Here is a 24792-nt window from a genome sequence, read left to right as displayed (position 1 = left end):
CCGGGGGATGAAAAAAATGACCGAAACGAAAGAACAACGACTGGCAAGGGAAATTTACGAAAATGTCGGCGGCATGGGAAATGTCGAAAAGATCATCCATTGCATGACAAGAGTCCGGCTTACCATAGCGGATTACAGTAAAGTCAATATCGAAGGCCTGAAAGCGGTTGACGGCGTGCTCGGCGTCGTGGAGGATGAAACGCTCCAGGTCGTGCTTGGCCCCGGCATTGTCAACAAAGTCGCCAACCTCATGGTGCACGAGGCCGGTGTAAAACTTGGGGAAAATTTTCCGAAGTCAGCAGGCCATAAAGATGCCGGGCGGTCAAACCGCGAAATGGCGGAAGCCAAAGCGGCCGAAGTAAAGGCAAGGGAAAAGGCGAAACATAAAAGCAACGGTTTCAAAAGGGCTTTAAAATCGATTTCCAATATATTTGTACCGCTTATTCCGGCCTTTGTCGGCGCCGGGATTATCGGCGGGGTTGCTGCCATTTTCCAAAATATCATGGCTGCTGACTCCTCAGCCCTCAGCCAGAACTGGGTGTCCGTTATTACGACATTAAACATTATTAAAAACGGATTGTATCTCTATTTGGTCATTTATGTCGGAATTAATAGTGCAAATGAGTTCGGGGCGACACCGGGCCTTGGCGGGGTCATCGGGGCTGTGACGATGTTAACCGGCATGGATCCGAAAAATCCGCTTCCGAATATTTTTAACGGAGATGCCCTTTCCCCTTTACAAGGCGGGATCATCGGTGTTATTTTTGCAGTATGGATTTTAGCGCTTGTTGAAAAAAGGCTGCATAAAATTGTTCCAAATGCTGTGGATATCATTGTGACGCCAACAATTGCATTATTAGTTATCGGACTTTTTACTATTTTCATCGTCATGCCGGTTGCAGGCGCGGTATCAGGCGCTCTTGTTGGCTCGATCACGTGGGTGTTGAAAGTCGGCGGCGCTTTTTCAGGATTTATACTGGGGCTTTTCTTCCTGCCGATGGTCATGTTCGGCCTGCACCAGATCCTCACCCCGATCCATATTGAAATGATCAATAAGACAGGGATGACACCGCTGTTGCCGATCCTTGCAATGGCAGGCGCAGGGCAGGTCGGCGCGGCGATTGCTTTGTGGATCAGGTGCCGGAAAAATAAAAAACTCGTGCAGTTGATTAAAGGGGCATTGCCGGTTGGCATTATGGGCATTGGCGAACCGTTAATTTACGGTGTGACTTTGCCGCTTGGGCGCCCATTTATTACCGCGTGTATCGGCGGCGGCATCGGCGGGGCAGTGATCGCGGGCATCGGTAATATCGGCGCGATCGCAATCGGCACAAGCGGGATTGATTTAATTCCGTTGATTGCGCACGGACGCTGGCTCGGTTATATCGCCGGGTTGGTAGCCGGTTATATTGGGGGCTTCGTTGCCACTTATTTCTTCGGTATTCCGAAAGATGCGATGAAGGAGACCGACGCAGATCGTGAGTGATGGAATTGGATGAGAATATTATTCTGCAAATTAAATCCAAATTAACCAGTCTGTCAAAATCAGAAAAAAAGCTCGGCGAGTATATTCTCAGCCATGCTGTGGAAACGGTCAATGACAATACAAGCGAACTTGCGAAAAAAGCAGGTGTCAGCCCGGCCACCGTTGTGCGTTTTTGCCGGTCGATCGGGCTGTCCGGCTTTTCACAATTAAAAATCAGATTGTATGCGGATGCCTCCGGGGGGCTGGATCGGGAAATTTATACGGATATCACACCGAATGAAGATATTACTATGATTGCTGATAAGTTGGCTTTGCGGTTTAATCAGTCGATCACACAAACCGCAAATCTTCTTGAGACCAGCTGCATTGAAAAGATAACGGCCATGGTGGATAAAAGCCCGGCCATATACGTATACGGAATTGGCGCCTCCCATGTGGCAGCTGAAGACTTCACGCATAAGTTTTCAAGAATTGGAAAGCCGGTGGTCCACACGCTGGATCACCATCTGCTCGGTTCTTCTTTGATCAACGCCTCCAAAGACTGTATGTTTGTGGCGATTTCAAATTCAGGCGAAACCAATGAAGCTATCAAGCTGACGCAGATTGCCAAACAGAACGGGCTTTTTACAGTGGGCATCACACAAAAACGGGACAGTACGCTTGCCAGTATCGTGGATGCGCCTTTGATCCACCATGGCGGGGAAGCGGTCCTGCTGAGAAGCGCGGCAACCACATCCCTGGCTGCACAACTGTTCACGATTGATGTTTTGTACTTCGCCTATGTTGCAAAGCATTACCATGAAATCATGGGCCGCTTAAAAAACTCAAAAATCAATATCCAGACTTTTTTCCGCAAAGAAAACAACTAAAAACCGGCCCATAAGCCCGGCGTGAAAAGCGCAGCAAATAAAGCGGCCGTTTCGAAAAGCGGAAAATCTTTACTAAAAGTGCAAAATCTAAGGCGCACCGGCTCGGGATGAAAACAGGGCCGTGCATCCAATAGGGGACGGCTGGCCTGCCGTCCCCTATTGGTCTTCCAATTCGTCAAGATTGAGTTCTGATTGTTCGTGGTGATAGGTTTGGGACACGGTGATCAATTTTTCCAGATGTTCAAGCTCTTCCTGGTAATCCACAAGCAGCGTCAGCAAGTTCATCACGTGATAGGACTGGAGATCAGCGCGGAAAGTCTCATCTTTTAAGTTCTGCAGAAAAATGTCCATCAGCTCATTCCGCTGTTTGTCAGCCGTATCGCATTTTTGCGCATGGGCTTTGACTTTTCCGAGAAACATGAGCAGCAATTTTTCATGTTCGTTCACAAGGTATTCCATTTGTTCCTGCAGCATGCTCCGGAATGTTTCTGGCAGCCCGGCAATATCCGCTTTGTACTGGTGCAGCCGTTTTAAAATAATATAGCTTAAATTCAAAATGGCCACCATTTCTTTATACAGCACCACTTTCCGCTGCCGCTCGATCCTGTTGCTTTTCCCGTAGATTTTTTCCTCTTTAAATAAAGTGTACAGCTGCTCTACTTTGTACACCCGCTCTTTAATGTCGGGAAGTTCTTCTTTTAAAAGCTGGTAATCGGCTTCCTGGCGCGCTGCAATCCGGATGAATTTGAGCAGTTCTTCTGTCACATGGGTGAGACGGACATACAGCCGGGCCTCGTATTTCGGCGGCAGGAAAATCAAATTCACAAGAAACGAGCTGAAAATCCCGATAAACAATGTCGCAAAGCGGATGCCGGCCGTCTGCAGAAAATTGTCACTTGGCGTTTCCATAATGACAATCATGGTTACAAGCGCGAGGCCGACCGTATCATCGAGCTTCAGTTTCAACATTAAAATGATGATCAACACAGACCCGAGACCGACGACTAAAAAATGGTTGCCAAAGGCCATGACAAAAATGACCGCGAGCAAAGCGCCGATCAGATTGCCCTGGACCTGATCGATAATGGACCGGTAAGACCGGTATATCGTAGGTTTAATCGCAAAAGTGGCAGCGATCCCGGCAAACACCGGGGACGGCATTTTTAATAATTGCGCGATAAACAACGCAATCGTAATGGCAATTCCTGTTTTGACAATGCGGGCTCCAACCCTCATATTGGCAATTCCTTTCTTCCTTGCAAAGATATTTACATGATATGTTCCAAAAGGCTGCACTAAACTATTTCCGTCCAAAAATTTTTTTAAACCGGCAGACCCTTTGATTTTGTCATTATAACATGTTTGCCGGAAGACGTGCGTGGGATAAGACCGGAGAATTTGTCCTAATTTTGCTCGGCACGGAATATACATGAGGTAAATGAATCCAAAATGCGCGTATGAAGAGGGGAAACGATGTTGTGGCTGATTGAAAAGTATGTGCTTAGTATGGCTGCGCTCAGGCTGATCTCAGGAATGATCGAAATTTCCGCGGCCATTTTGATGCTCAAATACAATCAAGTGGAAAAAGCGCTTCTCATCAACAGTTCTCTTGCTATTGTCGGGCCTGTTGTTTTAATTACGACAACGGCGATCGGGGTGATCGGAATTTCCGATAAAATCTCGTTTGCCAAAATGCTGTGGATTCTGGCCGGGGTTGGCTGCATTTTGTACGGGATTAAAAGCAACGGGTAAGCTTTGTGAAAAGAAAGCGGATTAGGGCTGGAGTGAGCAACCGGCCGGCTTGTTGGGGGATGGTAATGCCGGGTTACAGTAGGGATCTCGGTTTGCCGTGGGGGATCTCCGCAATCGAAAGCCCCGTTTTGTCATGAAGGCCGTAAACCCCTATGCCTTTAGGCCGGAACCTGTTGCATCCACTGGCAGCGTAATGAGGGAGGAACCCGGCAGCTCCCTGTTTTTCAAACCCTTTAAGCAGCACCCCTTTTTATTGCGGGCAAGTGCCGATCGTTTGCTTTATTTCTTTAAGCAGATGCCGGATTTCGCCGCCTTCCATCAGGTTGACATGGATTTCTTTCAATGCCGTTTCCTTGACCGTCTCCATCATCTTTTCCCCGGATCCGTCTTTTTCGATCACAGCCCGGTTTCCGGTTTGGTTCAGCACCCAGAACGTATACTGCAGCTTCGGATGGCTTTCGGGGAAACTGAAAATCAAAGCATAATAAATGTCAAATCCGCTGTCAAAAAATTGCATCACACCGCGAATATAATTCTGCTCGTCTATCTTTTGCGACAAAGAGACCCTGTAACCTTGCTGCACCCCGATCTTTTCGATTTCCTCCAAAATGTATTCCATAAATAATTTCACGTTTTTTCCTCCTTGCGTAACAGGTAACCATATCCTTCCCGTAATGGGCTGCAGTATTCGTTTGGGCAAAAGAATAAAATGTTTGCTTCCGGATAATCTAACAGAGCAAAAATTGAAATCCGGGGAGGATATTATGGCAAGCAAACAACCTTCTGTAATGACAGTGGCAGCAATCGGCTCCATTCCATTAATTATGACGCTTGGCAATTCGATGCTGATTCCTGTCCTGCCGAAAATGCAGTCTGAACTTCACTTGACTTCCTTTCAGGCAAGCTTGACGATCTCCGTTTTCTCCATTGTGGCGGCCGTGTTCATCCCGGTGCTCGGCTATCTTTCCGACCGCTTTTCCCGGAAAGCCGTAATTTTGCCGGCATTGTTTTTATACGGGGCAGGCGGCATTCTGGCGGGAATCGCAGCCGCTTTGTTTTCCCATGCTTTCGCCTGGATCCTGGCAGGCCGCACGCTTCAGGGAATCGGGGCAGCCGGTACAGCACCAATCGCCATGGCCCTCACTGGGGATCTGTTTAAAGGCGATAAAGAAAGCCGGGTGCTCGGCCTTGTGGAAGCCTCAAACGGGTTTGGAAAAGTGCTGTCTCCGATATTGGGGGCGCTGATCGCATTGCTCGTATGGTATGGCACGTTTTTTGCTTTTCCGGTAGTGGTCGCTGTCTCCATTTTTTTAACATGGGTCTTTATTAAAGAAAAACCAAAAAAGAAAGAACCACCCGGGCTCGGGAAATATGTAAAAGGGCTTGTCAGTGTGTTTAAAGACGACGGGCGGTGGCTATGCACTGCTTATCTTGCAGGCGCGACATGCTTGTTTACCCTTTTTGGTATTCTTTTTTTCCTATCCAATGTGTTGGAAAAAAGTTATAAAATTGACGGTGTGATGAAAGGGCTGATTCTGGCGATTCCCCTGCTTGTCATGTGTACCACATCTTATATTACCGGCAGCAAAATCGGCAAAAACCAGCGCTTGATGAAAAAACTGATTGTTACGGGCTTCTGCCTGATGACCCTTTCTTACGCGCTTCTTACGTTTTTCAGAGGGCTTTTTCTGTTTATTCCGGTCCTTGCTATTGGGAGCCTCGGCACCGGTCTCATTTTGCCGTGTGTCAACAGCTTTATTACGAATGCCGTTGGAAAAGAAAAACGGGGATTTGTCACGTCACTGTACGGATCTGTCCGGTTTCTCGGGGTGGCTGTCGGGCCGCCGGTGTTCGGGAGGCTGATGGCGTGGTCGCGGCCGGGGATGTTTATCTCGATTGCCTGCTTTACATTTGCAGTCGGGTTACTGTCGTTATTATTGATCCGCCCGCAGACTGAAAAAGGCTCATCCGGCGGGGAAGAAAAAAAGAAAAGAAGCCGGCGCACCATTTTGGAACCGGTGGGCGGCAGGTAAACGGATTTTTCAAGAACAGGATGGAATCCGGATGCTGGCAATTTTTTCGATTGGGATGATAAGAGCGGTTCGTGCATGCATTGCCGGCATCGATCCTGGCCCGTTTATTTTTTTCGCCAACCTAACGGAAGAAAGGGAAGCTTTAAGTAAATGGCTTGAAAGGAAAATTGATAAATCCAGCCGACAATTCTGGTTGACACATATTGGCAAATGACGGCTTGTACGACAATTTCCCAGTCGATCACATACGCCGTCAGAATAAAAATGAACCCGTTGATGATAAAAAGTGGGGTGGCCGGATTGACGCTCCTGTATTTGGAAATGATGAGGGCAACAATGCCGATCCCGCCGTTGGAAACACCCTGCCGGAGCAGAATGCCGATGCCGATGCCAAGCAATACGGAGCCTAAGGCTAGGTCAAGCCATTCGTTATGGAATGGTGTTTCCCATAAAAATGCAGAAAGATTGACCGAAACAGATGTAACCGTAATCCCGAGAAGCGTACCCATTGCACTGGCAGCACTTAAAAAGTACACGGCGAATACAAGCATGGAGGAGTTCAGCATCCAAAGTGCAATGCTAAGAGGGACGTGGAACCAGTGGTGGAAGAGCACTGTAAGCCCCCCGGCCCCGCCTGATGGGATGGCATTTGGGAATAAGAATACACCCATTGAGTAGCCTTGAAGGGCAGCCCCGGCCATAATCATCAACAATTTTTTTACATTCCGGCTATGTTGCTTTTTCAAGAAAATCATCCCTCAACTGAATGAGAATGCCTTACAATTTACTATATGCTTGTACAATCGGCCACATGCCGGTCTTTCAAGAAAGTGCGGGGGAGTGCATGAGAAAGCTCACCCGCTACCGATGAAAAGCACACTTTAGAGAAAACCCCCCGTATGTGGAGGGGGATTCTGACTGTGCAGCTAAAGCCGGTTCTTTTTTACTGGCGGGCGCGGTTTGCGTCATGCGGCCGGGAGGGACCTCTTTTGAAACGGGAGAGAAGGAGTAAATGCCTCTCTCGCACGCTCAGATATCCTATGCCAGTTTTCTGAAACGTGAGAGAAGGCCGGCGCTTGTCTCTGCAGAAAAACACGGCCACTCCTGATGTTGTGTTGCCGTGCCGAACCGGGATTTAGCCGTTTAGCATGCTGAACTCTCCAGGCCGTTCAGTTACAGCTATTACGGCTTTTTATGAGGCTGTTAAAAACGCAGCAGCAGACGGGGAGTGGCGCGGGTCATAAAGCGCCATTCCCCGGGTTAGTGGGTGCCGGGCAGGGGATAAACAGAACGGCTGTCTGAAAAACTGTTCGCTTGTTTGGGCGGTGCCTGCACGGGGCCGCCCATAATCCGGTTCCGGATTTTGTTGACGAGAGCGGCAAAAGATTCGCGGTCTCTTTGCCGCGGCCTTGGCAGTTTCACCGGGACATCTTCAGCAATGATGCCGTCCGACAGCAGGACGACCCTGTCGGCTAAAGCCACGGCTTCTTCCACATCATGGGTTACAAGCAGGGCGGTAAAACTGTTTAATCTGCGGATTTCTTCGATCAGATTTTGCATTTCCAGCCGGGTCAATGCATCGAGGGCGCCGAGCGGTTCGTCCAGCAACAGCAGTTCCGGCTGATGCATAAGCGCGCGTGCCAGCGCCACCCGCTGTTTCTGTCCGCCGGATAATTTGCCCGGCCACTCATCGGTATAGTTTTCAAGCCCGACATGTTTTAATACTTCGATTGCTTCCTTTTTGTGATCGCCATCCAGACCGAGGACAACATTGTCGATCACCCGCTTCCACGGCAACAGTCGCCCGTCCTGAAAGACCATGCACGATTTACTGTTCAGATTTCCGAGCGGTTTCCCGTCGATCAGAATCCGCCCGCCGCTCGGCTTTTCCAAACCGGACAAGAGCCGCAAAAGCGTGCTTTTTCCGCAGCCGCTTTTGCCGACAATGGCGATAAACTCCCCCCTCTTGACCGATAATGTAATATTTTTCAAAACGTCCCTGTTTCCATAGCGTTTTTCTAAATGGTCGAATTGCAGGAAGCTCTCCATATTTGTCCCTCCGATTTCAAGATTGTTCCTGGTAACTGGTATGCCATTTCAGGCATCTTTTTTCAAAAAAGCGGGCGATAGCATCGGACAATTTCCCGAAAAGGGCATACAGTAGAATGCTTAAAAGAATGACATCCATTTGCATAAATTCCCTTGCCGTCATCGCCATGTATCCGATACCGGATGTGGAAGAGATGGTTTCGGCCACGATTAATGTAATCCACATCACGCCCAATGAAAACCGAATGCCAACCAAAATGGAGGAAAGGGAGCCCGGGAAAATGACATGGGCAAACATCCGCCAGCCCTTTAATCCGTAAATTTTCCCCATCTCAATTAATCCATTATCAACGGACTTGATGCCGTGGAAAGTGTTGAGGTATACCGGAAATAACACCCCCAGGGCAACGAGGAATATTTTCGCTTCTTCCCCGATCCCAAACCACAAAATGACAAGCGGAATTAACGCCAGATGCGGAATGGTACGGAGCATTTGGACAGAAGTATCGAGCAATAATTCGCTTGTGCGGAACAGCCCGTTCACCAAACCAAGGATAAAGCCGATGCTTCCGCCAATCAGAAAACCGGTCACAGCCCGCAGCAGACTGATCCAGACATGATGCCCGAGCTCGCCGCTTTTTGCCAGTTCCACTGCCGCAATCAGGACATCTGAAGGCGCCGGCAGAATTTTTGGTGATACGATGCCTTCTTTTGCAAAAATTTGCCAAATGATGATGATCACGGCCGGGATGCCCCATGGAATCAGTTTTTGGATGAAAAAGCCGGTAAAATGTTTCACTTTCCTTCATCCTTTTTGAAATGGTAAATATTGTCTTTTACATTCACTTTTTTCGGGATCAATTTCAGTTCGTAAAATTTGTCGGCGATCTGTTGCTGTTCTTGGATGATTGCCGGGGTAAACGGATCGAGGCCGTATTCCCTTCTGTCTACTGCGATTTTGATCGCTTTTTGGTCTATACCGAGGGCTTTTGAAAGTAATTCCGTTAATTCGGCAGGGTGTTCATTTGCCCAGGCACTCGATTTTTTTACTTCATCGAGGACGATTTGGACGATTTTTTCATGTTTTTTCAAATATGCCGGAGTGGCGAGAAAATAATCGCGGTCCGTCGTATATCCTTCTCCTGTTACAAGTGTCCGTGCATGGCCTGTTACTTCGGCATCGGCGGTAAACGGATCCCATATGACCCATGCATCGATTGTGCCTTGTTCAAAGGCGACTCTGGCATCCCCCGGTTGCAGGTAAGCCGGCGTGATATCCTTGTACGAAAGGCCGTTTTTTTCGAGTGCTTTGACAAGAAAATAATGGGAACTGCTTCCTTTTGCAAACCCGACTTTTTTTCCTTTCAGATCTGCCACGGAACGGATTGTGGAATTCTTTTTCACCAAGATGGCTGCACCTTCGTATTTTGATTTTCCGACCCCGACATATTTCAGATTGGAACCGGAAGCTTGTGCAAAAATCGGCGGCGAGTCCCCCGTCCTGCCAAAATCAATATTTCCGGAATTCAAGGACTCGAGAAGCGCTGTTCCGGACTGGAATTCGTACCATTCCACCTTTACGCCGAGCGGTTTCAGCCTTTTTTCCAAGGTGCCGCTTGCTTTTAAAATCAAAAGCGGGCAGTTTTTTTGATAGCCGATTTTAATTGTATTTTCAGATTTCACTGTCTGTGCAGTTTTGTTTTCTTTTTTTCCATGATTGGAACAGGCTGCTAGTAAGGCGAAAACAAGTATGAAACTAAATAACATGAAACATACGCGTTTGTTTAAATTTTTCATCATTGAAAAAACACTTCCCTTCATTCCATATTCTCTTTGGCTGTTCACAACTTGCGCAATATTCTTTATAACATATACACAAATTTTAAATAGGTACCTGTCCCGGTTAAAAAATCATAAAAACGGTTGAAAGCAAAAAAGCCCAATTATCATCAAATGAGGAATAAAGTTCCAATGGTATCATTTAAGAAGGGAAGGCCGGGAATGCTGCTACACCGGCACAGACAATGATGGCGATTTTTAATGTAGTGCTTTGGGGAGCAGTGCAAATTACCTTAGCGAATAAGGTTTAAAAGATGCTTACACGTTAGGAATGGATAAGGCCTGTCACAAATGGGGACCTAAACAGCCGTGGTTAAAAACGCATACAAAGTTACGGGTCACGGGTGATTTAAAACAGCCTCTCATCATCTGAGAGAATGTTATTTTAATTTTTTGCATTGTTCTAATAGTTTTACTAAGTTTCTATAAGCCATCCAAAAACAAAATCCTGATATCCCAAATACAATGATACATATTGCTAATATAAAAATTACTAAGTCCATTGTTCTCGCCTTTCAAAAAAATGATTAGTTTATATCTTTTAAATTATAACAAAGTAAAACTTCTGTTTAAAGATAATAAGCGTTATAAAAATTTCCCCATATCTATCACGGCATTAGTTAAAAATACACTGTCCCAGAGATGGGACAGTGTATTTTTTAAAGGATTATCCTTTTAAATGTGAAAAAGCATAGTCGACGGCTTTAATTGTTTCTGCGATATCTTCTTCCGTATGCGCGGTTGTGAGGAACCAGGCTTCATATTTTGACGGGGCAAGGTTAATGCCTTGCTTCAACATCAGTTTGAAAAATTTCCCGAACAACTCGCCGTCGGATGCTTCAGCCTGCTTGTAGTTTTCGACTTTTTCGCCTGTAAAGTAAACGGTAAAGGCGCCGACTACGCGGTTAATGGTAATGGTGACGCCGTGTTTTTCGGCTGCTTCCAAAATGCCTTTTTCAAGCATGGCACCGAGACGATCGAGGTTTTCGTACACGCCCTTTTCCTGGAGCACTTCTAGGCAGGCGATTCCGGCAAGCATCGAAGCCGGGTTTCCGGCCATGGTTCCGGCCTGGTAAGCAGGGCCGAGCGGGGCGACTTCTTCCATAATGTCTTTACGGCCGCCGTATGCCCCGATCGGCAGTCCGCCGCCGATGATTTTGCCCATGGCGGTTAAATCCGGGGTAACACCGAGCATGTTTTGCGCGCCGCCGTACATAAAGCGGAAAGCGGTGATCACTTCATCGTAAATGACAAGGGCGCCGGCTTTGTGCGACAGTTCATTAATGGCTTCCAAAAATCCCGGTTTCGGCGGCACAATGCCAAAGTTGCCGACAATCGGTTCAACCAGTACGGCTGCCACTTCATCGCCCCATTTTTCAAGTGCCTGTTTAAAAGGTTCCACATCATTATAAGGGACGGTGATGACTTCGTTTGCGATCGCCTTTGTGACCCCTGCCGAGTCCGGCATGCCGAGTTGCGACGGGCCGGAACCGGCGGCGACAAGCACGAGGTCGGAATGGCCGTGGTAACAGCCTTCGAATTTAATGATTTTGTCGCGGCCCGTGTAGGCGCGGGCAACGCGGATCGTTGTCATGACCGCCTCTGTTCCCGAGTTGACAAAGCGGACTTTGTCCAGGGACGGGATTGCTTCTTTCAGCATTTTCGCGAATTGCACTTCATATGGGGTCGGCGTGCCGAACAAAACGCCGTTGTCGGCTGCTTTTTTAATCGCAGCAGCAATATGCGGATGGGCAAAGCCGGTAATGATCGGACCGTATGCCGCCAGATAATCAATGTAGCGGTTGCCGTCCACGTCATAAAAGTACGCGCCTTTTCCCCTTTCCATGGCAACCGGGGCGCCGCCGCCCACCGCCTTGTACGAGCGGGACGGACTGTTTACGCCGCCGACAATATGCTCAAGTGCTTCTTTATACAAGATTTCAGATTTTGAAAAATCCATTTATCGTTCCCTCCTCATTGGCATTGGCCAATTTCACCATTCTATTGTAGCCTTCCATTTTCTTCCCGTAAAGACTGTCATAACCCGGTCGGCGGAGGCATACAATGAAAGGACAAACTTGAAAGGCGCCGGGGGTATCGGGCATGTTTTATTTTCTCGGCATATTGGTTGTCCTTTGTATTGTAATGAGCCTGCGCACCTTGTTTTATCCGACGTCCTGGCGCGCGAAGCAGCTTTCATTTGAACGTTTCCTTTTTCTTGCTTTTACCTACACCAATATCATGATCGGGTTCGGGTTGTTGTTTTTACTGCTCGATATGATGGGATTTCAAATTGCGCTCCATCACGGAAAGCTGTTGGAAGGGCATGATTTTCACACGCTGCTCGATTATATGTATTTGAGTGCTGTCACGCTGTTCTCCGTCGGGTACGGGGATATTGTGCCGATCGGGGCTGCGCGGATTCTTATTATCATTGAAGCGTTAATCGGCTATACCATCCCGGCGGCGTTTGTCGTAAGATCTGCTTTTGACTCGGAAAGAAAATAGCCTGGCAGGAGGATTCCCGCATGCCGGCAGTTGTCCGCCAGGGAAGCTACGGCCGGCCGGTGCCTATTTTTGCGGCCGGGGCGGCTTTTGTCCACGCGGATTTGCCGTGGGTTCATAGTGTATATTACCTCCTCAAAAAAATATCGATATCTTTGAGCCGACTTGTTCGGTTTCTTTTTTTATGGCAATTTTTACGAATTCGTGATACAAAACTAATATATGGTTTTACGGGAAAGGGCAGATTGAGAAAAATAGCGTGGTTGCGTTTATATACGGCTGATCCATTAAATTGATGTGGAGGGGACAAGATGAGAATTTACACAAGGTCTGGTGATAAAGGGACGACATCGCTCGTTTACGGGGTAAGAGCAGCGAAAAACGATCCGCGCGTGGAAGCTTACGGAACAGTGGATGAGGCGAATTCGGCGATCGGCGTTGCACTCAGTTTTTTGCACGGCGAACAATTTCCGGAAAAAGAAGAAATAGAACAATGTTTTAGCAGGGTCCAGACAATGCTGTTCCATGCCGGTGCGGAGCTTTCCACGCCCGAGGGAAAAGAAGTGCACTGGAAATTGAAACAGGCATATATCGATGAACTTGAGGCTTTGATTGACAAATGGGATGGAAAATTGGAACCGTTAAAAACCTTTATTTTACCGGGCGGGCATCCGGCAGCAGCGGCGATGCATGCGGCGCGCACAGTTGCAAGAAGGGCGGAGCGGGCAAGTGTTGCGGTCAATGGTGTAAATCCGCTTGTGCTGTCGTTTTTAAACCGGCTGTCCGATTTCCTGTTCGTTGCGGCAAGATATATCAATTACTGTCTTGGGGTGAAAGACCGCCCGCTCCAACCGCTTGAGGAATAGCAAGGGTGTGTGGTTATACATACTCCCGACTGAAAAAAGGCATCCTAATGAACGGGTTTCCTTCTTTTTTGAGCCCCAAAGAGCGCAGAAAAAGCAAATTACCGGCGGATTGATTCGCTAATTTGTTTGACAAAACAGGGGTTTATTTTGTAAACTCTTTATAAAGATTATAAATTAAGAATGATAATTGTTAGAAAAGAGGTGCATGGCGGTGTCCGAGCAACAGTTGAATAAAGCACTGGAAACCTTGAAACAGTCGGGCGTTCGTATTACCCCTCAACGTCATGCGATATTGGAATACTTAATTGAATCCATGTCACATCCAACCGCCGATGAAATATATAAGGCTCTTGAGGGAAAATTCCCGAATATGAGTGTGGCTACCGTTTACAATAACTTGCGCGTTTTTAAGGAAATCGGATTGGTGCAGGAACTGACCTACGGCGATGCTTCAAGCCGTTTTGATTTTGTCACATCCAACCATTACCATATTATTTGTGAAGACTGCGGAAAGATTGTCGACTTTCACTATCCTGGCCTGGATGAAGTGGAACAGCTTGCCGCGCATGTGACCGGTTTTAAAGTAAGCCATCACCGTATGGAAATTTACGGTACCTGTCCGGAATGTATGAAAAAGCACAGTTACCTGGAAGCAAAATAAAGCGCAAATGCCGGCGAAATGGTTCGTCCGGTTCTTTTTTTGCGGCTTTAAACCGGGACCTGATAAACCGCAAGCAAGGTTTTTAAAAAGTTTTAGCGGTGCAACTTTATACACTTTTATGCAATAAATCCGGCTCTTCTTTCGTTGGGAGGCCGGATTTTTCATTGTATTTATGCAATCGGTCAAAAATCCATTAAAATTCTGCTGCCACCCGGCCGGAGATGTTTAAGAAATTGGCAAGGGCCGGGTTTTGGTCTTCCTTCCGGTACGCAATGGACAAAACGGCATTTAACGGGTGCCCTTCAATCTCCCTGTACACAATATCGAGATTAAATAATTTTTCGGCTGTCCGTGGTAGCACCCCGATTCCAATTCCGGCTGTCACAAGACCGACGACCATTTGGTACTCGGTGGCTTCCTGGACGATTTTCGGGCTGAAATCGGCGTCCTTGAAAAGAGACAGAAATTCATCATAAAGGCCCGGCCAAATATCACGCGACACAACGACAAACGGGACGTCCGCCAGATCCTCGATGCGGATTTTTTCCTTTTGGGCAAGCGGATGGTTTTTCGGCATTGAAAGGGCAGCCGCACCTGTCTGGATCTCAGCCGTTTCAATTAAAGGATCATGAATCGGCGGATGCAGCAGGCCGACATCGATTTCTTTCCGATGCAGCGCCCGAATCTGGTCCGGGGTTGACAACTCATGAAGGGAAACGGCCGTTTTCGGATATTTCAGCCGGAATTCCCGGACGATAGCCGGCAAAATGTCATAAGTCGCCGAACCGACAAAGCCGACTACCACATTCCCGAATTCCCCCCGCTCAGCCCGCTGTGCATTTTCCACTGCCCTGTCCAGCTGCTCAAGGACCTGCTTGGCCTCTTTTAAAAAAACTTTTCCCGGGATCGTCAGTTCAACATGACGTTTATTGCGGATAAAAAGGTCCACCCCGATTTCTTCTTCCAGCTGCCGGATTTGCTGGGAAAGCGGTGGCTGGGTCATTTGCAGCCGCTCTGCTGCTTTTCCGAAATGTAGTTCTTCCGCGACCGTTAAAAAATAATGAAGATGGCGCAGTTCCATCTGTATTTCCTCCTCCCTCATTGGGATTAATATTTATTATATATTATTTATAGCACAATAATATATTTTAAACATTTCCTCGTGTGGTGTAAAGTATAGATAGAAACAAGTTCGCTCAGCCTATAGATGAACGTTTTCCCCTGTAATAAACGGGGGAAAGTTCAAAATAGGGCTGTCCTTGGGAGTGGGAACTGTGGAAAATAAGAATTCAAATCCAACCAATACGACGAAAAAAACAGCTGCAGACCTGGTTGTCGATTGCCTTGAAAAACAGGAAGTGCCGTACGTTTTCGGCATTCCGGGCGCAAAAATCGATGCCGTATTTGATGTCCTAAAAGAACGCGGCCCGGAATTGATTGTATGCCGCCACGAACAAAATGCCGCTTTTATGGCCGCTGCTATCGGGCGTTTAACAGGAAAACCGGGTGTCTGCCTGGTAACGAGCGGGCCGGGGGCTTCCAACCTTGCCACCGGGCTTGCCACTGCGAATACGGAGTGCGATCCTGTCGTTGCAATCGCAGGAAACGTGCCGCGCGCAGACAGACTGAAAAAAACGCACCAGTCGATGGACAATGTATCCCTGTTTCAGCCGATTACAAAATACGCAGCGGAAGTGGTTCATCCGGATACAGTGCCGGAAGTGATGACAAATGCATTTCGTTCTGCCGCTTCAGCACAGGCAGGGGCAGCTTTTATCAGCTTCCCGCAGGATGTGCTGATGGAGCCGGCGTCTGTCAAAGCTTTGGGTCCGCTTGAAAGCCCGGAACTCGGGAAAGCAAATGAAGAAGCGATTAAAGAAGCTGTAAAAGCGATCCAGCATGCCAAATTGCCGGTCATTCTGGTCGGGATGCGTGCGAGCCGCCCGAAAGTCGTGAATGCGGTCCGGTCCCTCCTGAAAAAAATCGCATTGCCGGTTGTTGAAACATTCCAGGCGGCAGGCTTGATTTCAAGAGATTTGGAAGACCGTTTCTTCGGCCGCATCGGCTTGTTCCGCAACCAGCCGGGCGATATTTTGCTTGAGCATGCGGATGTGGTGCTTGCGATCGGTTACGATTCTGTTGAGTACGATCCGAAGTTTTGGAACAGCGAAGGGGAAAGAAAAATCATCCATCTCGATGAAATCCGCGCCGATATCGATCATGATTACCAGCCGGAAATCGAACTTGTCGGTGACATTTCAGCGAGCGTTGACAGCATCAAAGAACAGCTGGCCCGTTTAAATATGAGCAGTAAGTCCATGGAACTTTTGGAACATCTCCGCAACCAGCTGAATTTGCGCGACGAACCATCGGAAAAGGCGGATAAAAATCTTGTGCATCCGCTCCAGTTCATTCATGATTTGCGTTCGTTGATTGATGACCATGTGACCGTGACATGCGATGTCGGTTCCCATTATATTTGGATGGCGCGCCATTTCAGGGTATATGAACCGAACCGCCTGCTGTTTTCAAATGGCATGCAGACGCTCGGGGTTGCGCTTCCGTGGGCGATTGCCGCAACGCTTGTCAATCCGGATGAAAAAGTAATATCGATCTCCGGAGACGGCGGCTTCCTGTTCTCCGCCATGGAACTTGAAACGGCCGTCCGTTTAAAATCACCGCTTGTGCATATCGTCTGGCGCGACGGCACGTATGACATGGTGGCGTTCCAGCAGCAAATGAAATACGGGCGCACATCGGGAGCAGACTTCGGCCCCGTTGATATTGTAAAACACGCGGAAAGTTACGGCGCAAAAGGCTTGCGGGTGAATGCACCTGATGAGCTGGTTTCTGTACTGAAGGAAGCGCTGGACTCAGAAGGCCCGGTCGTGGTCGATGTCCCGGTTGATTATAGCGACAACCTGGAACTGGCGAAAAAACTGCTGCCTAACCAATTGGTATAATCACTTACTGCGGCGGGCAGCTGCTATAACTTGGACTCAGCCGGCACAAATTTTTCAGGATACGATAGAAAGAAGGGGTTTACCATGCGTACTGCTGCAGAAAATCAAAATACAGAGCAAATTTTAACAAGCCGGACCGATGAAGTATACCAATTGTCCACGATGACATCGCTTCTTGACGGCGTATACGAAAGCGACAAGACGTTTGCTGAATTAAAAAAGTTCGGCGATTTCGGCATCGGCACTTTCAACCATTTGGACGGGGAATTGATTGCCTTTGACAATGCGTTCTATCAGCTGAAGGACGGGACGGCAAAACGTGTACAGCCTGAAGACAAGTCACCGTTTTGCTCGCTTGCACATTTTTCGGAGGATATCACCTATACAGCTGAAGGTCCTCTAGCAAAACCCGAACTGGAAGACTTGATCAAAGATCTCGTCCGCAGCGAAAATTTATTTTATGCCATTCGTGTGGACGGTGTTTTTAAAAAAATGAACACAAGAACCGTCTCCTACCAGGAAAAACCGGTTCCCATGACGGAAGCGGTGAAATCCCAGCCGGTTTACTCGTTTGAAAATACAAAAGGAACGCTTGCTGGTTTTTGGACGCCGATGTTTGCACAAGGAATCGCGGTCGCCGGCTTCCACCTCCATTTTATTGACGACAAACGCACCGGCGGCGGCCATGTCTTTGACTATGTGCTTGACTACGGGACGATCCGGATCAGCAAAAAAACGCATATGCATCTGGAACTTCCGGAAACAGACGCTTTTTTAAATGCGAACCTTTCCCGCGCCAATTTGGCAGAGGAACTGGAAAAGACAGAAGGCTGAACGAAGGCGAAGACGGCCCGCATCCGGCGAAAACCGGATGCGGGTTTCTTCAAATTGGGCGGGGCTTGCCTGACTCCGGCAACCTAGGCTTTTTCATCTCCACCCCGCCTGTCACTTCTGCAATCGCTTACGATTATATGATTCGTCAAACGCTTTTCCCTCAAGCTCAGGATCCAGTGTCAGCGGCTCGTTGCAATGCATGCAAATATCTACCCGGCCCAGCATTTTTGTCGGCTTGCCGCAGCCCGGGCATACAACCTGCACCGCTTTCGTCGAGAGCATGCCGATCCAGAAATAAACCACTGTGCTCAATAAAATAAAGAACAGGCCGAACAGCATAAAAAGGGTTACAACAACCGGATGCGCCCGGAAAAACAGCCCGATATACATGACGATAAATCCGGAAAAAATCAAGCTTAAGGCAAATGTCCGAATTTTATTGATTTTGCTTGAATACTTTGCCAATACCATTCCCCCTTTCTTTTAAATATAACATAACTGGCGAAAAAGGAAGGAATGCAATATACTGAAATTTGTTTCGAAAATTTGCAGGGGATTTCCCGGGATTTGCAGAAATACGTTCATAGAAAGCATGATGGAGGAATGACGCATGAGAGACATTTTAAGGCCGATTTACCAGGAAAGGGCAAGCCTTCCAAATACCCTTTCTGTCCTGTATATTGAAAAAAAGCCGGATGAAGATGCCGCAACCAATTTGTTCGACGCCATTCTCTTCATCATTGTCAAAGAGCAGGACCAGCCGCTCTACGTCAAGCATTACCGCTATGAAGACAAAAAAGCCGCCTTATATGTCGTGGCAGAGAACCAGTTGAAAGAGTGGATGCTGTACGGGACAAACAGCAATATATTTGAATGGATTACAGAAGGGCTGATCTTATTTGACCGGAATGAGTACATGGCACGTTTAAAAGATGAAGTAAGGGATTTTCCGTTTCATGAACGAAAGGTCAAAATCGGCACGGAATTTGCCAAATTGATCCGTCGGTATTTAAACGGGAAAGACTTCTTCAAACAGCGCCAGTACCTCGATGCCTATAATCACATCATTCACGCCTTGCACCATCTCGCCAGACTCGCGGTGATCGAAAACGGCTTTCACCCGGAAATAACCGTCTGGAACCAGGTAAAGCAAATTGATCTGCAAATCTTCAAGTTGTACGAAGAACTGGTAACAAGTGAAGAGTCGCTGGAAAAGCGCCTTGAACTGCTCTTTCTTGCGAGTGAATTCCACATTTATTCGAAGACATCGTTTGGCGCGCAGCATTTACTGGAACTGATGGAAGAACGGGAAGAATGGACAATTGACGAACTGCTTTTCCATCCAGGCCTTCAATCGTACAGTATTGACTTGCCTGTTCTGCTTGAATTTTTAATTGAAAAAAATATGATCGAGGAAATTACAGTGCCGACAAAGGGGCCTGAAATCTTCCATAGACGGTACCGGATTCCAAAAAAACAATAAAAAAATATCAAATTTAGTATTGACGCATAATAAATAACTTGGTATAGTTATATACGTCGCTGATGAACATGAAAGAGCAACGACGAAAGACGAAAAAAGTTATTGACAAAGACTTCGTTATGATGGTATAATAATTTAGTCACTGTCAAAACGGATTGTTCCTTGAAAACTGGACAAAACGAAACGTCAAATTCTTTTTGAGCTTTTATCAAACATCTTTACTGAGAGTTTGATCCTGGCTCAGGACGAACGCTGGCGGCGTGCCTAATACATGCAAGTCGTGCGGACCTTTTAAAAGCTTGCTTTTAAAAGGTTAGCGGCGGACGGGTGAGTAACACGTGGGCAACCTGCCTGTAAGATCGGGATAACGCCGGGAAACCGGGGCTAATACCGGATAGTTTTTTCCTCCGCATGGAGGAAAAAGGAAAGACGGCTTCGGCTGTCACTTACAGATGGGCCCGCGGCGCATTAGCTAGTTGGTGGGGTAACGGCTCACCAAGGCAACGATGCGTAGCCGACCTGAGAGGGTGATCGGCCACATTGGGACTGAGACACGGCCCAAACTCCTACGGGAGGCAGCAGTAGGGAATCTTCCGCAATGGACGAAAGTCTGACGGAGCAACGCCGCGTGAGTGAAGAAGGCCTTCGGGTCGTAAAACTCTGTTGCCGGGGAAGAACAAGTGCCGTTCGAACAGGGCGGCGCCTTGACGGTACCCGGCCAGAAAGCCACGGCTAACTACGTGCCAGCAGCCGCGGTAATACGTAGGTGGCAAGCGTTGTCCGGAATTATTGGGCGTAAAGCGCGCGCAGGCGGCTTCTTAAGTCTGATGTGAAATCTTGCGGCTCAACCGCAAGCGGTCATTGGAAACTGGGAGGCTTGAGTGCAGAAGAGGAGAGTGGAATTCCACGTGTAGCGGTGAAATGCGTAGAGATGTGGAGGAACACCAGTGGCGAAGGCGGCTCTCTGGTCTGTAACTGACGCTGAGGCGCGAAAGCGTGGGGAGCAAACAGGATTAGATACCCTGGTAGTCCACGCCGTAAACGATGAGTGCTAAGTGTTAGAGGGTTTCCGCCCTTTAGTGCTGCAGCTAACGCATTAAGCACTCCGCCTGGGGAGTACGGCCGCAAGGCTGAAACTCAAAGGAATTGACGGGGGCCCGCACAAGCGGTGGAGCATGTGGTTTAATTCGAAGCAACGCGAAGAACCTTACCAGGTCTTGACATCCTCTGACCTCCCTGGAGACAGGGCCTTCCCCTTCGGGGGACAGAGTGACAGGTGGTGCATGGTTGTCGTCAGCTCGTGTCGTGAGATGTTGGGTTAAGTCCCGCAACGAGCGCAACCCTTGACCTTAGTTGCCAGCATTCAGTTGGGCACTCTAAGGTGACTGCCGGTGACAAACCGGAGGAAGGTGGGGATGACGTCAAATCATCATGCCCCTTATGACCTGGGCTACACACGTGCTACAATGGATGGTACAAAGGGCTGCGAGACCGCGAGGTTAAGCCAATCCCAGAAAACCATTCCCAGTTCGGATTGCAGGCTGCAACCCGCCTGCATGAAGCCGGAATCGCTAGTAATCGCGGATCAGCATGCCGCGGTGAATACGTTCCCGGGCCTTGTACACACCGCCCGTCACACCACGAGAGTTTGTAACACCCGAAGTCGGTGAGGTAACCTTTACGGAGCCAGCCGCCGAAGGTGGGACAGATGATTGGGGTGAAGTCGTAACAAGGTAGCCGTATCGGAAGGTGCGGCTGGATCACCTCCTTTCTAAGGAATAAAAGGAAAACTTCGTTTTCCAAAATCAAGTTTGACGTTTCCGTTTTGTTCAGTTTTGAAGGTTCAATCCTTCAGTATGTGTTCTTTGAAAACCGGATAGGAGAAACAAACCAAGTAAACCGAGAATCGCTTATTTTTGGATTTAAACCTTTTATGGTTAAGTTAGAAAGGGCGCACGGTGGATGCCTTGGCACTAGGAGCCGATGAAGGACGGTACAAACACCGATATGCTCCGGGGAGCTGTACGTAAGCGTTGATCCGGAGATTTCCGAATGGGGAAACCCCCTGTCTTTAATTGGACAGGATTCCTGCCTGAATCCATAGGGCAGGAAGGGCACACCCGGGGAACTGAAACATCTCAGTACCCGGAGGAAGAGAAAGCAATTGCGATTTCCCAAGTAGCGGCGAGCGAACAGGAAACAGCCCAAACCGGAAGGCTTGCCTTCCGGGGTTGTAGGACACTCATATGGGAGTTACAAAAGAACAGGTTAAGTGAAGCGGCCTGGAAAGGCCTGCCGGAGAAGGTAAAAGCCCTGTAACTGACACTTCGTTCTCTCCCGAGTGGATCCTGAGTACGGCGGGACACGAGGAATCCCGCCGGAATCCGGGAGGACCATCTCCCAAGGCTAAATACTCCCTAGTGACCGATAGTGAACCAGTACCGTGAGGGAAAGGTGAAAAGCACCCCGGGAGGGGAGTGAAAGAGATCCTGAAACCGTGTGCCTACAAGTAGTCAGAGCCCGTTAACGGGTGATGGCGTGCCTTTTGTAGAATGAACCGGCGAGTTACGGTCTCATGCAAGGTTAAGCTGAAGAAGCGGAGCCGCAGCGAAAGCGAGTCTGAACAGGGCGAAAGAGTATGAGGCCGCAGACCCGAAACCAGGTGATCTACCCATGTCCAGGGTGAAGGCAAGGTAACACTTGCTGGAGGCCCGAACCCACGCACGTTGAAAAGTGCGGGGATGAGGTGTGGGTAGCGGAGAAATTCCAATCGAACTTGGAGATAGCTGGTTCTCTCCGAAATAGCTTTAGGGCTAGCCTCAAGCGAAGAGTTTTGGAGGTAGAGCACTGTTTGGACGAGGGGCCCTCATCGGGTTACCGAATTCAGACAAACTCCGAATGCCAAAAACTTATGCTTGGGAGTCAGACTGTGAGTGATAAGATCCATGGTCGAAAGGGAAACAGCCCAGACCGCCAGCTAAGGTCCCAAAGTATACGTTAAGTGGAAAAGGATGTGGCGTTGCTTAGACAACCAGGATGTTGGCTTAGAAGCAGCCATCATTCAAAGAGTGCGTAATAGCTCACTGGTCGAGTGACGCTGCGCCGAAAATGTACCGGGGCTAAACGTATCACCGAAGCTGCGGATGGACACCGTATGGTGTCCGTGGTAGGAGAGCGTTCTAAGGGCGTTGAAGCCGGACCGGAAGGACCGGTGGAGCGCTTAGAAGTGAGAATGCCGGTATGAGTAGCGAAAGAAGGGTGAGAATCCCTTCCACCGAATGCCTAAGGTTTCCTGAGGAAGGCTCGTCCGCTCAGGGTTAGTCGGGGCCTAAGCCGAGGCCGAAAGGCGTAGGCGATGGACAACAGGTTGATATTCCTGTACCGCCTCTTCACCGTTTGAACGATGGGGGGACGCAGGAGGATAGGGCAAGCGCGACACTGGTTGATCGCGTCCAAGCAGTTAGGCCGGTGCGGAGGCAAATCCTTCGCGCCAAGGCGGAGCTGTGATGGCGAGGGAAATTTTAGTACCGAAGTTCCTGATTCCACACTGCCAAGAAAAGCCTCTAGTGAGGTGAAAGGCGCCCGTACCGCAAACCGACACAGGTAGGCGAGGAGAGAATCCTAAGGTGAGCGAGAGAACTCTCGTTAAGGAACTCGGCAAAATGACCCCGTAACTTCGGGAGAAGGGGTGCTTTTTGGGGTGTATGCCCCGGGAAGCCGCAGTGAATAGGCCCAGGCGACTGTTTAGCAAAAACACAGGTCTCTGCGAAGCCGCAAGGCGAAGTATAGGGGCTGACACCTGCCCGGTGCTGGAAGGTTAAGGAGAGGGGTTAGCCGTAAGGCGAAGCTCTGAACTGAAGCCCCAGTAAACGGCGGCCGTAACTATAACGGTCCTAAGGTAGCGAAATTCCTTGTCAGGTAAGTTCTGACCCGCACGAAAGGTGTAACGATCTGGGCACTGTCTCAACGAGAGACTCGGTGAAATTATAGTACCTGTGAAGATGCAGGTTACCCGCGACAGGACGGAAAGACCCCATGGAGCTTTACTGCAGCCTGATATTGAATTTTGGTACAGCTTGTACAGGATAGGTAGGAGCCTTGGAAACCGGAGCGCCAGCTTCGGCGGAGGCATCGGTGGGATACTACCCTGGCTGTATTGAAATTCTAACCCGCACCCCTTACCGGGGTGGGAGACAGTGTCAGGCAGGCAGTTTGACTGGGGCGGTCGCCTCCTAAAAGGTAACGGAGGCGCCCAAAGGTTCCCTCAGAATGGTTGGAAATCATTCGCAGAGTGTAAAGGCATAAGGGAGCTTGACTGCGAGACTTACAAGTCGGGCAGGGACGAAAGTCGGGCTTAGTGATCCGGTGGTTCCGCATGGAAGGGCCATCGCTCAACGGATAAAAGCTACCCTGGGGATAACAGGCTGATCTCCCCCAAGAGTCCACATCGACGGGGAGGTTTGGCACCTCGATGTCGGCTCATCGCATCCTGGGGCTGTAGTCGGTCCCAAGGGTTGGGCTGTTCGCCCATTAAAGCGGTACGCGAGCTGGGTTCAGAACGTCGTGAGACAGTTCGGTCCCTATCCGTCGCGGGCGCAGGAAATTTGAGAGGAGCTGTCCTTAGTACGAGAGGACCGGGATGGACGCACCGCTGGTGTACCAGTTGTCTTGCCAAAGGCATCGCTGGGTAGCTATGTGCGGAAGGGATAAGTGCTGAAAGCATCTAAGCATGAAGCCCCCCTCAAGATGAGATTTCCCACAGTTTATACTGGTAAGATCCCTGAAAGATGATCAGGTTGATAGGTCCGGGGTGGAAGCGCGGCGACGCGTGGAGCTGACGGATACTAATCGATCGAGGACTTAACCAAATAGAAAAGTGAAGGGCGCTCGCTCATCGGCGTACGGATTTCGGAGCTTTCGACTGAGATAAAGGAAACACGGCGAGGTATCGAGCCGATGTTGACTTATCGTAGGGAGAAAGCGTAGAAATACGCTAGCCGATAGGCGCTGGAGCTAGACAATTCTCAAAGTTAGTAGCAGAAATGCATTCTCCGTTTACAGTTTTTTCTCCCATCCGGTTTTCAGGGAATCACATAATTCCTGTTGATAAGAAACGAAAACTTTGTTATAATGATTTTTGTCATTGAGGTCCGGTGGCGATGGCGGAAAGGTCACACCCGTTCCCATCCCGAACACGGAAGTTAAGCTTTCCAGCGCCGATGGTAGTTGGGGGTTTCCCCCTGCGAGAGTAGGACGTTGCCGGGCTTGTATTCCGCAGTAGCTCAGTGGTAGAGCAATCGGCTGTTAACCGATCGGTCGTAGGTTCGAATCCTACCTGCGGAGCCATTATGGAGAGCTGTCCGAGAGGCCGAAGGAGCACGATTGGAAATCGTGTAGGCGGCTAAAAGCTGTCTCAAGGGTTCGAATCCCTTGCTCTCCGTCATGATCCATA

20 protein-coding genes, 2 tRNA genes and 3 rRNA genes are annotated in these 24792 nt (G+C 48.8%); 16 read left to right on the top strand and 9 right to left on the bottom strand.

Going from position 1 to position 24792, the window contains the following annotated elements; genetic code table 11:
- Positions 1-16 precede the first annotated feature (16 nt).
- Together NSS95_RS12410 and NSS95_RS12405 are read left to right on the top strand one after the other, a co-directional pair.
- Positions 17-1486, top strand: coding sequence for a PTS transporter subunit EIIC (locus tag NSS95_RS12410; RefSeq protein WP_014097376.1), 1470 nt, complete (start codon positions 17-19; stop codon positions 1484-1486).
- On the top strand, positions 1486-2355 hold the full coding sequence (locus NSS95_RS12405; protein WP_014097377.1) for a MurR/RpiR family transcriptional regulator: 870 nt from the start codon (positions 1486-1488) through the stop codon (positions 2353-2355). Before NSS95_RS12410 ends, NSS95_RS12405 begins: the two co-directional genes overlap by 1 nt.
- A gap of 156 nt (positions 2356-2511) precedes the next feature.
- Here the strand turns inward: NSS95_RS12405 and NSS95_RS12400 are convergent, their stop codons facing one another.
- Positions 2512-3591 carry an FUSC family protein gene (locus tag NSS95_RS12400; RefSeq protein ID WP_340713920.1) on the bottom strand — a complete coding sequence of 360 codons (1080 nt, stop codon included), beginning with the start codon at positions 3589-3591 and terminating at the stop codon, positions 2512-2514.
- Between the two features lie 237 nt (positions 3592-3828).
- Here NSS95_RS12400 and NSS95_RS12395 point away from each other — a divergent pair, with 237 nt between their 5' ends.
- Positions 3829-4107, top strand: a complete 279-nt coding sequence (locus tag NSS95_RS12395) for a YqhV family protein (RefSeq protein WP_014097379.1) — start codon at positions 3829-3831, stop codon at positions 4105-4107.
- Between the two features lie 250 nt (positions 4108-4357).
- Here the strand turns inward: NSS95_RS12395 and NSS95_RS12390 are convergent, their stop codons facing one another.
- The gene (locus NSS95_RS12390; protein WP_035183893.1) at positions 4358-4738 is read right to left on the bottom strand and encodes a hypothetical protein; all 381 of its coding nucleotides are present in this window, start codon (positions 4736-4738) and stop codon (positions 4358-4360) included.
- Positions 4739-4868: 130 nt separating this feature from the next.
- Between NSS95_RS12390 and NSS95_RS12385 the strand changes: the two genes are divergently transcribed.
- On the top strand, positions 4869-6140 hold the full coding sequence (locus NSS95_RS12385; RefSeq protein ID WP_328220710.1) for an MFS transporter: 1272 nt from the start codon (positions 4869-4871) through the stop codon (positions 6138-6140).
- A gap of 104 nt (positions 6141-6244) precedes the next feature.
- On the opposite strand, the gene NSS95_RS12380 is transcribed toward NSS95_RS12385, so the two are convergent.
- From NSS95_RS12380 to NSS95_RS12360, 5 genes are all read right to left on the bottom strand, one after another.
- Positions 6245-6886, bottom strand: coding sequence for a YitT family protein (locus NSS95_RS12380; protein WP_340713919.1), 642 nt, complete (start codon positions 6884-6886; stop codon positions 6245-6247).
- A 514-nt stretch (positions 6887-7400) separates the two neighbouring features.
- The gene (locus tag NSS95_RS12375) at positions 7401-8189 is read right to left on the bottom strand and encodes an ATP-binding cassette domain-containing protein (protein ID WP_014097383.1); all 789 of its coding nucleotides are present in this window, start codon (positions 8187-8189) and stop codon (positions 7401-7403) included.
- Positions 8190-8205: 16 nt separating this feature from the next.
- A complete protein-coding gene (locus NSS95_RS12370; protein ID WP_014097384.1) occupies positions 8206-8988 on the bottom strand; it encodes an ABC transporter permease subunit in 783 nt (260 codons plus the stop codon).
- Positions 8985-9989 (bottom strand): sulfonate ABC transporter substrate-binding protein, encoded by a 1005-nt coding sequence (locus NSS95_RS12365; RefSeq protein ID WP_014097385.1) that lies wholly within the window; start codon positions 9987-9989, stop codon positions 8985-8987. Before NSS95_RS12365 ends, NSS95_RS12370 begins: the two co-directional genes overlap by 4 nt.
- 706 nt (positions 9990-10695) lie before the next feature.
- Positions 10696-11988, bottom strand: a complete 1293-nt coding sequence (locus NSS95_RS12360; RefSeq protein WP_014097386.1) for a glutamate-1-semialdehyde 2,1-aminomutase — start codon at positions 11986-11988, stop codon at positions 10696-10698.
- Between the two features lie 143 nt (positions 11989-12131).
- Between NSS95_RS12360 and NSS95_RS12355 the strand changes: the two genes are divergently transcribed.
- From NSS95_RS12355 to perR, 4 genes are all read left to right on the top strand, one after another.
- Entirely contained in the window at positions 12132-12536 is a 405-nt protein-coding gene (locus tag NSS95_RS12355; RefSeq protein WP_014097387.1) for a potassium channel family protein, read from the top strand.
- A gap of 20 nt (positions 12537-12556) precedes the next feature.
- Positions 12557-12829 (top strand): hypothetical protein, encoded by a 273-nt coding sequence (locus NSS95_RS12350; protein WP_014097388.1) that lies wholly within the window; start codon positions 12557-12559, stop codon positions 12827-12829.
- A gap of 15 nt (positions 12830-12844) precedes the next feature.
- The gene (locus tag NSS95_RS12345) at positions 12845-13399 is read left to right on the top strand and encodes a cob(I)yrinic acid a,c-diamide adenosyltransferase (RefSeq protein WP_014097389.1); all 555 of its coding nucleotides are present in this window, start codon (positions 12845-12847) and stop codon (positions 13397-13399) included.
- A gap of 205 nt (positions 13400-13604) precedes the next feature.
- Positions 13605-14060, top strand: coding sequence for a peroxide-responsive transcriptional repressor PerR (gene perR / locus NSS95_RS12340; protein ID WP_017551387.1), 456 nt, complete (start codon positions 13605-13607; stop codon positions 14058-14060).
- A gap of 193 nt (positions 14061-14253) precedes the next feature.
- Here the strand turns inward: perR and alsR are convergent, their stop codons facing one another.
- The gene (gene alsR / locus NSS95_RS12335) at positions 14254-15141 is read right to left on the bottom strand and encodes an acetoin biosynthesis transcriptional regulator AlsR (protein WP_014097391.1); all 888 of its coding nucleotides are present in this window, start codon (positions 15139-15141) and stop codon (positions 14254-14256) included.
- A 193-nt stretch (positions 15142-15334) separates the two neighbouring features.
- On the opposite strand from alsR, the gene alsS reads away from it, so the two are divergent.
- Positions 15335-17023 (top strand): acetolactate synthase AlsS, encoded by a 1689-nt coding sequence (gene alsS / locus NSS95_RS12330; RefSeq protein WP_104851545.1) that lies wholly within the window; start codon positions 15335-15337, stop codon positions 17021-17023.
- Between the two features lie 84 nt (positions 17024-17107).
- Positions 17108-17857: an acetolactate decarboxylase gene (gene budA, locus NSS95_RS12325; protein WP_017551385.1), complete on the top strand. Its 750-nt coding sequence runs from the start codon at positions 17108-17110 to the stop codon at positions 17855-17857.
- 111 nt (positions 17858-17968) lie between these two features.
- Here the strand turns inward: budA and NSS95_RS12320 are convergent, their stop codons facing one another.
- Positions 17969-18328 carry a YgzB family protein gene (locus tag NSS95_RS12320; RefSeq protein WP_035183901.1) on the bottom strand — a complete coding sequence of 120 codons (360 nt, stop codon included), beginning with the start codon at positions 18326-18328 and terminating at the stop codon, positions 17969-17971.
- Between the two features lie 139 nt (positions 18329-18467).
- Between NSS95_RS12320 and NSS95_RS12315 the strand changes: the two genes are divergently transcribed.
- From NSS95_RS12315 to NSS95_RS12290, 6 genes are all read left to right on the top strand, one after another.
- Positions 18468-19340, top strand: a complete 873-nt coding sequence (locus tag NSS95_RS12315) for a nucleotidyltransferase-like protein (protein WP_017551383.1) — start codon at positions 18468-18470, stop codon at positions 19338-19340.
- Positions 19341-19557: 217 nt separating this feature from the next.
- Positions 19558-21111: ribosomal RNA gene (locus NSS95_RS12310) — 16S ribosomal RNA — on the top strand.
- Between the two features lie 164 nt (positions 21112-21275).
- Positions 21276-24208, top strand: a 23S ribosomal RNA gene (locus tag NSS95_RS12305).
- A 281-nt stretch (positions 24209-24489) separates the two neighbouring features.
- A 5S ribosomal RNA gene (gene rrf / locus NSS95_RS12300) occupies positions 24490-24605 on the top strand.
- The 16S, 23S and 5S rRNA genes sit together here with 2 tRNA genes alongside, the layout of an rRNA operon.
- A 6-nt stretch (positions 24606-24611) precedes the next feature.
- Positions 24612-24686, top strand: a tRNA-Asn gene (locus NSS95_RS12295).
- Positions 24687-24690: 4 nt separating this feature from the next.
- Positions 24691-24780: transfer RNA gene (locus NSS95_RS12290), tRNA-Ser, on the top strand.
- Positions 24781-24792 lie beyond the last annotated feature (12 nt).

This window comes from Weizmannia sp. FSL K6-3076 (genome assembly GCF_038007245.1).
Taxonomy (GTDB): Bacteria; Bacillota; Bacilli; order Bacillales; family Bacillaceae_C; genus Weizmannia; species Weizmannia faecalis.
The sequence above is the reverse complement of the archived record's forward strand: the minus strand, read 5'-3'. Positions and strand labels throughout refer to the sequence as shown.

Bases quoted from the DNA above. Each gene is read 5' to 3' on its own strand.
- NSS95_RS12410 (WP_014097376.1), top strand. From the start codon at position 17: ATGACCGAAACGAAAGAACAACGACTGGCAAGGGAAATTTACGAAAAT.
- NSS95_RS12405 (WP_014097377.1), top strand. From the start codon at position 1,486: ATGGAATTGGATGAGAATATTATTCTGCAAATTAAATCCAAATTAACC.
- NSS95_RS12400 (WP_340713920.1), bottom strand. From the start codon at position 3,591: ATGAGGGTTGGAGCCCGCATTGTCAAAACAGGAATTGCCATTACGATT.
- NSS95_RS12395 (WP_014097379.1), top strand. From the start codon at position 3,829: ATGTTGTGGCTGATTGAAAAGTATGTGCTTAGTATGGCTGCGCTCAGG.
- NSS95_RS12375 (WP_014097383.1), bottom strand. From the start codon at position 8,189: ATGGAGAGCTTCCTGCAATTCGACCATTTAGAAAAACGCTATGGAAAC.
- NSS95_RS12365 (WP_014097385.1), bottom strand. From the start codon at position 9,989: ATGATGAAAAATTTAAACAAACGCGTATGTTTCATGTTATTTAGTTTC.
- NSS95_RS12360 (WP_014097386.1), bottom strand. From the start codon at position 11,988: ATGGATTTTTCAAAATCTGAAATCTTGTATAAAGAAGCACTTGAGCAT.
- NSS95_RS12355 (WP_014097387.1), top strand. From the start codon at position 12,132: ATGTTTTATTTTCTCGGCATATTGGTTGTCCTTTGTATTGTAATGAGC.
- NSS95_RS12350 (WP_014097388.1), top strand. From the start codon at position 12,557: ATGCCGGCAGTTGTCCGCCAGGGAAGCTACGGCCGGCCGGTGCCTATT.
- NSS95_RS12345 (WP_014097389.1), top strand. From the start codon at position 12,845: ATGAGAATTTACACAAGGTCTGGTGATAAAGGGACGACATCGCTCGTT.
- perR (WP_017551387.1), top strand. From the start codon at position 13,605: ATGGCGGTGTCCGAGCAACAGTTGAATAAAGCACTGGAAACCTTGAAA.
- alsR (WP_014097391.1), bottom strand. From the start codon at position 15,141: ATGGAACTGCGCCATCTTCATTATTTTTTAACGGTCGCGGAAGAACTA.
- budA (WP_017551385.1), top strand. From the start codon at position 17,108: ATGCGTACTGCTGCAGAAAATCAAAATACAGAGCAAATTTTAACAAGC.
- NSS95_RS12320 (WP_035183901.1), bottom strand. From the start codon at position 18,328: ATGGTATTGGCAAAGTATTCAAGCAAAATCAATAAAATTCGGACATTT.
- NSS95_RS12315 (WP_017551383.1), top strand. From the start codon at position 18,468: ATGAGAGACATTTTAAGGCCGATTTACCAGGAAAGGGCAAGCCTTCCA.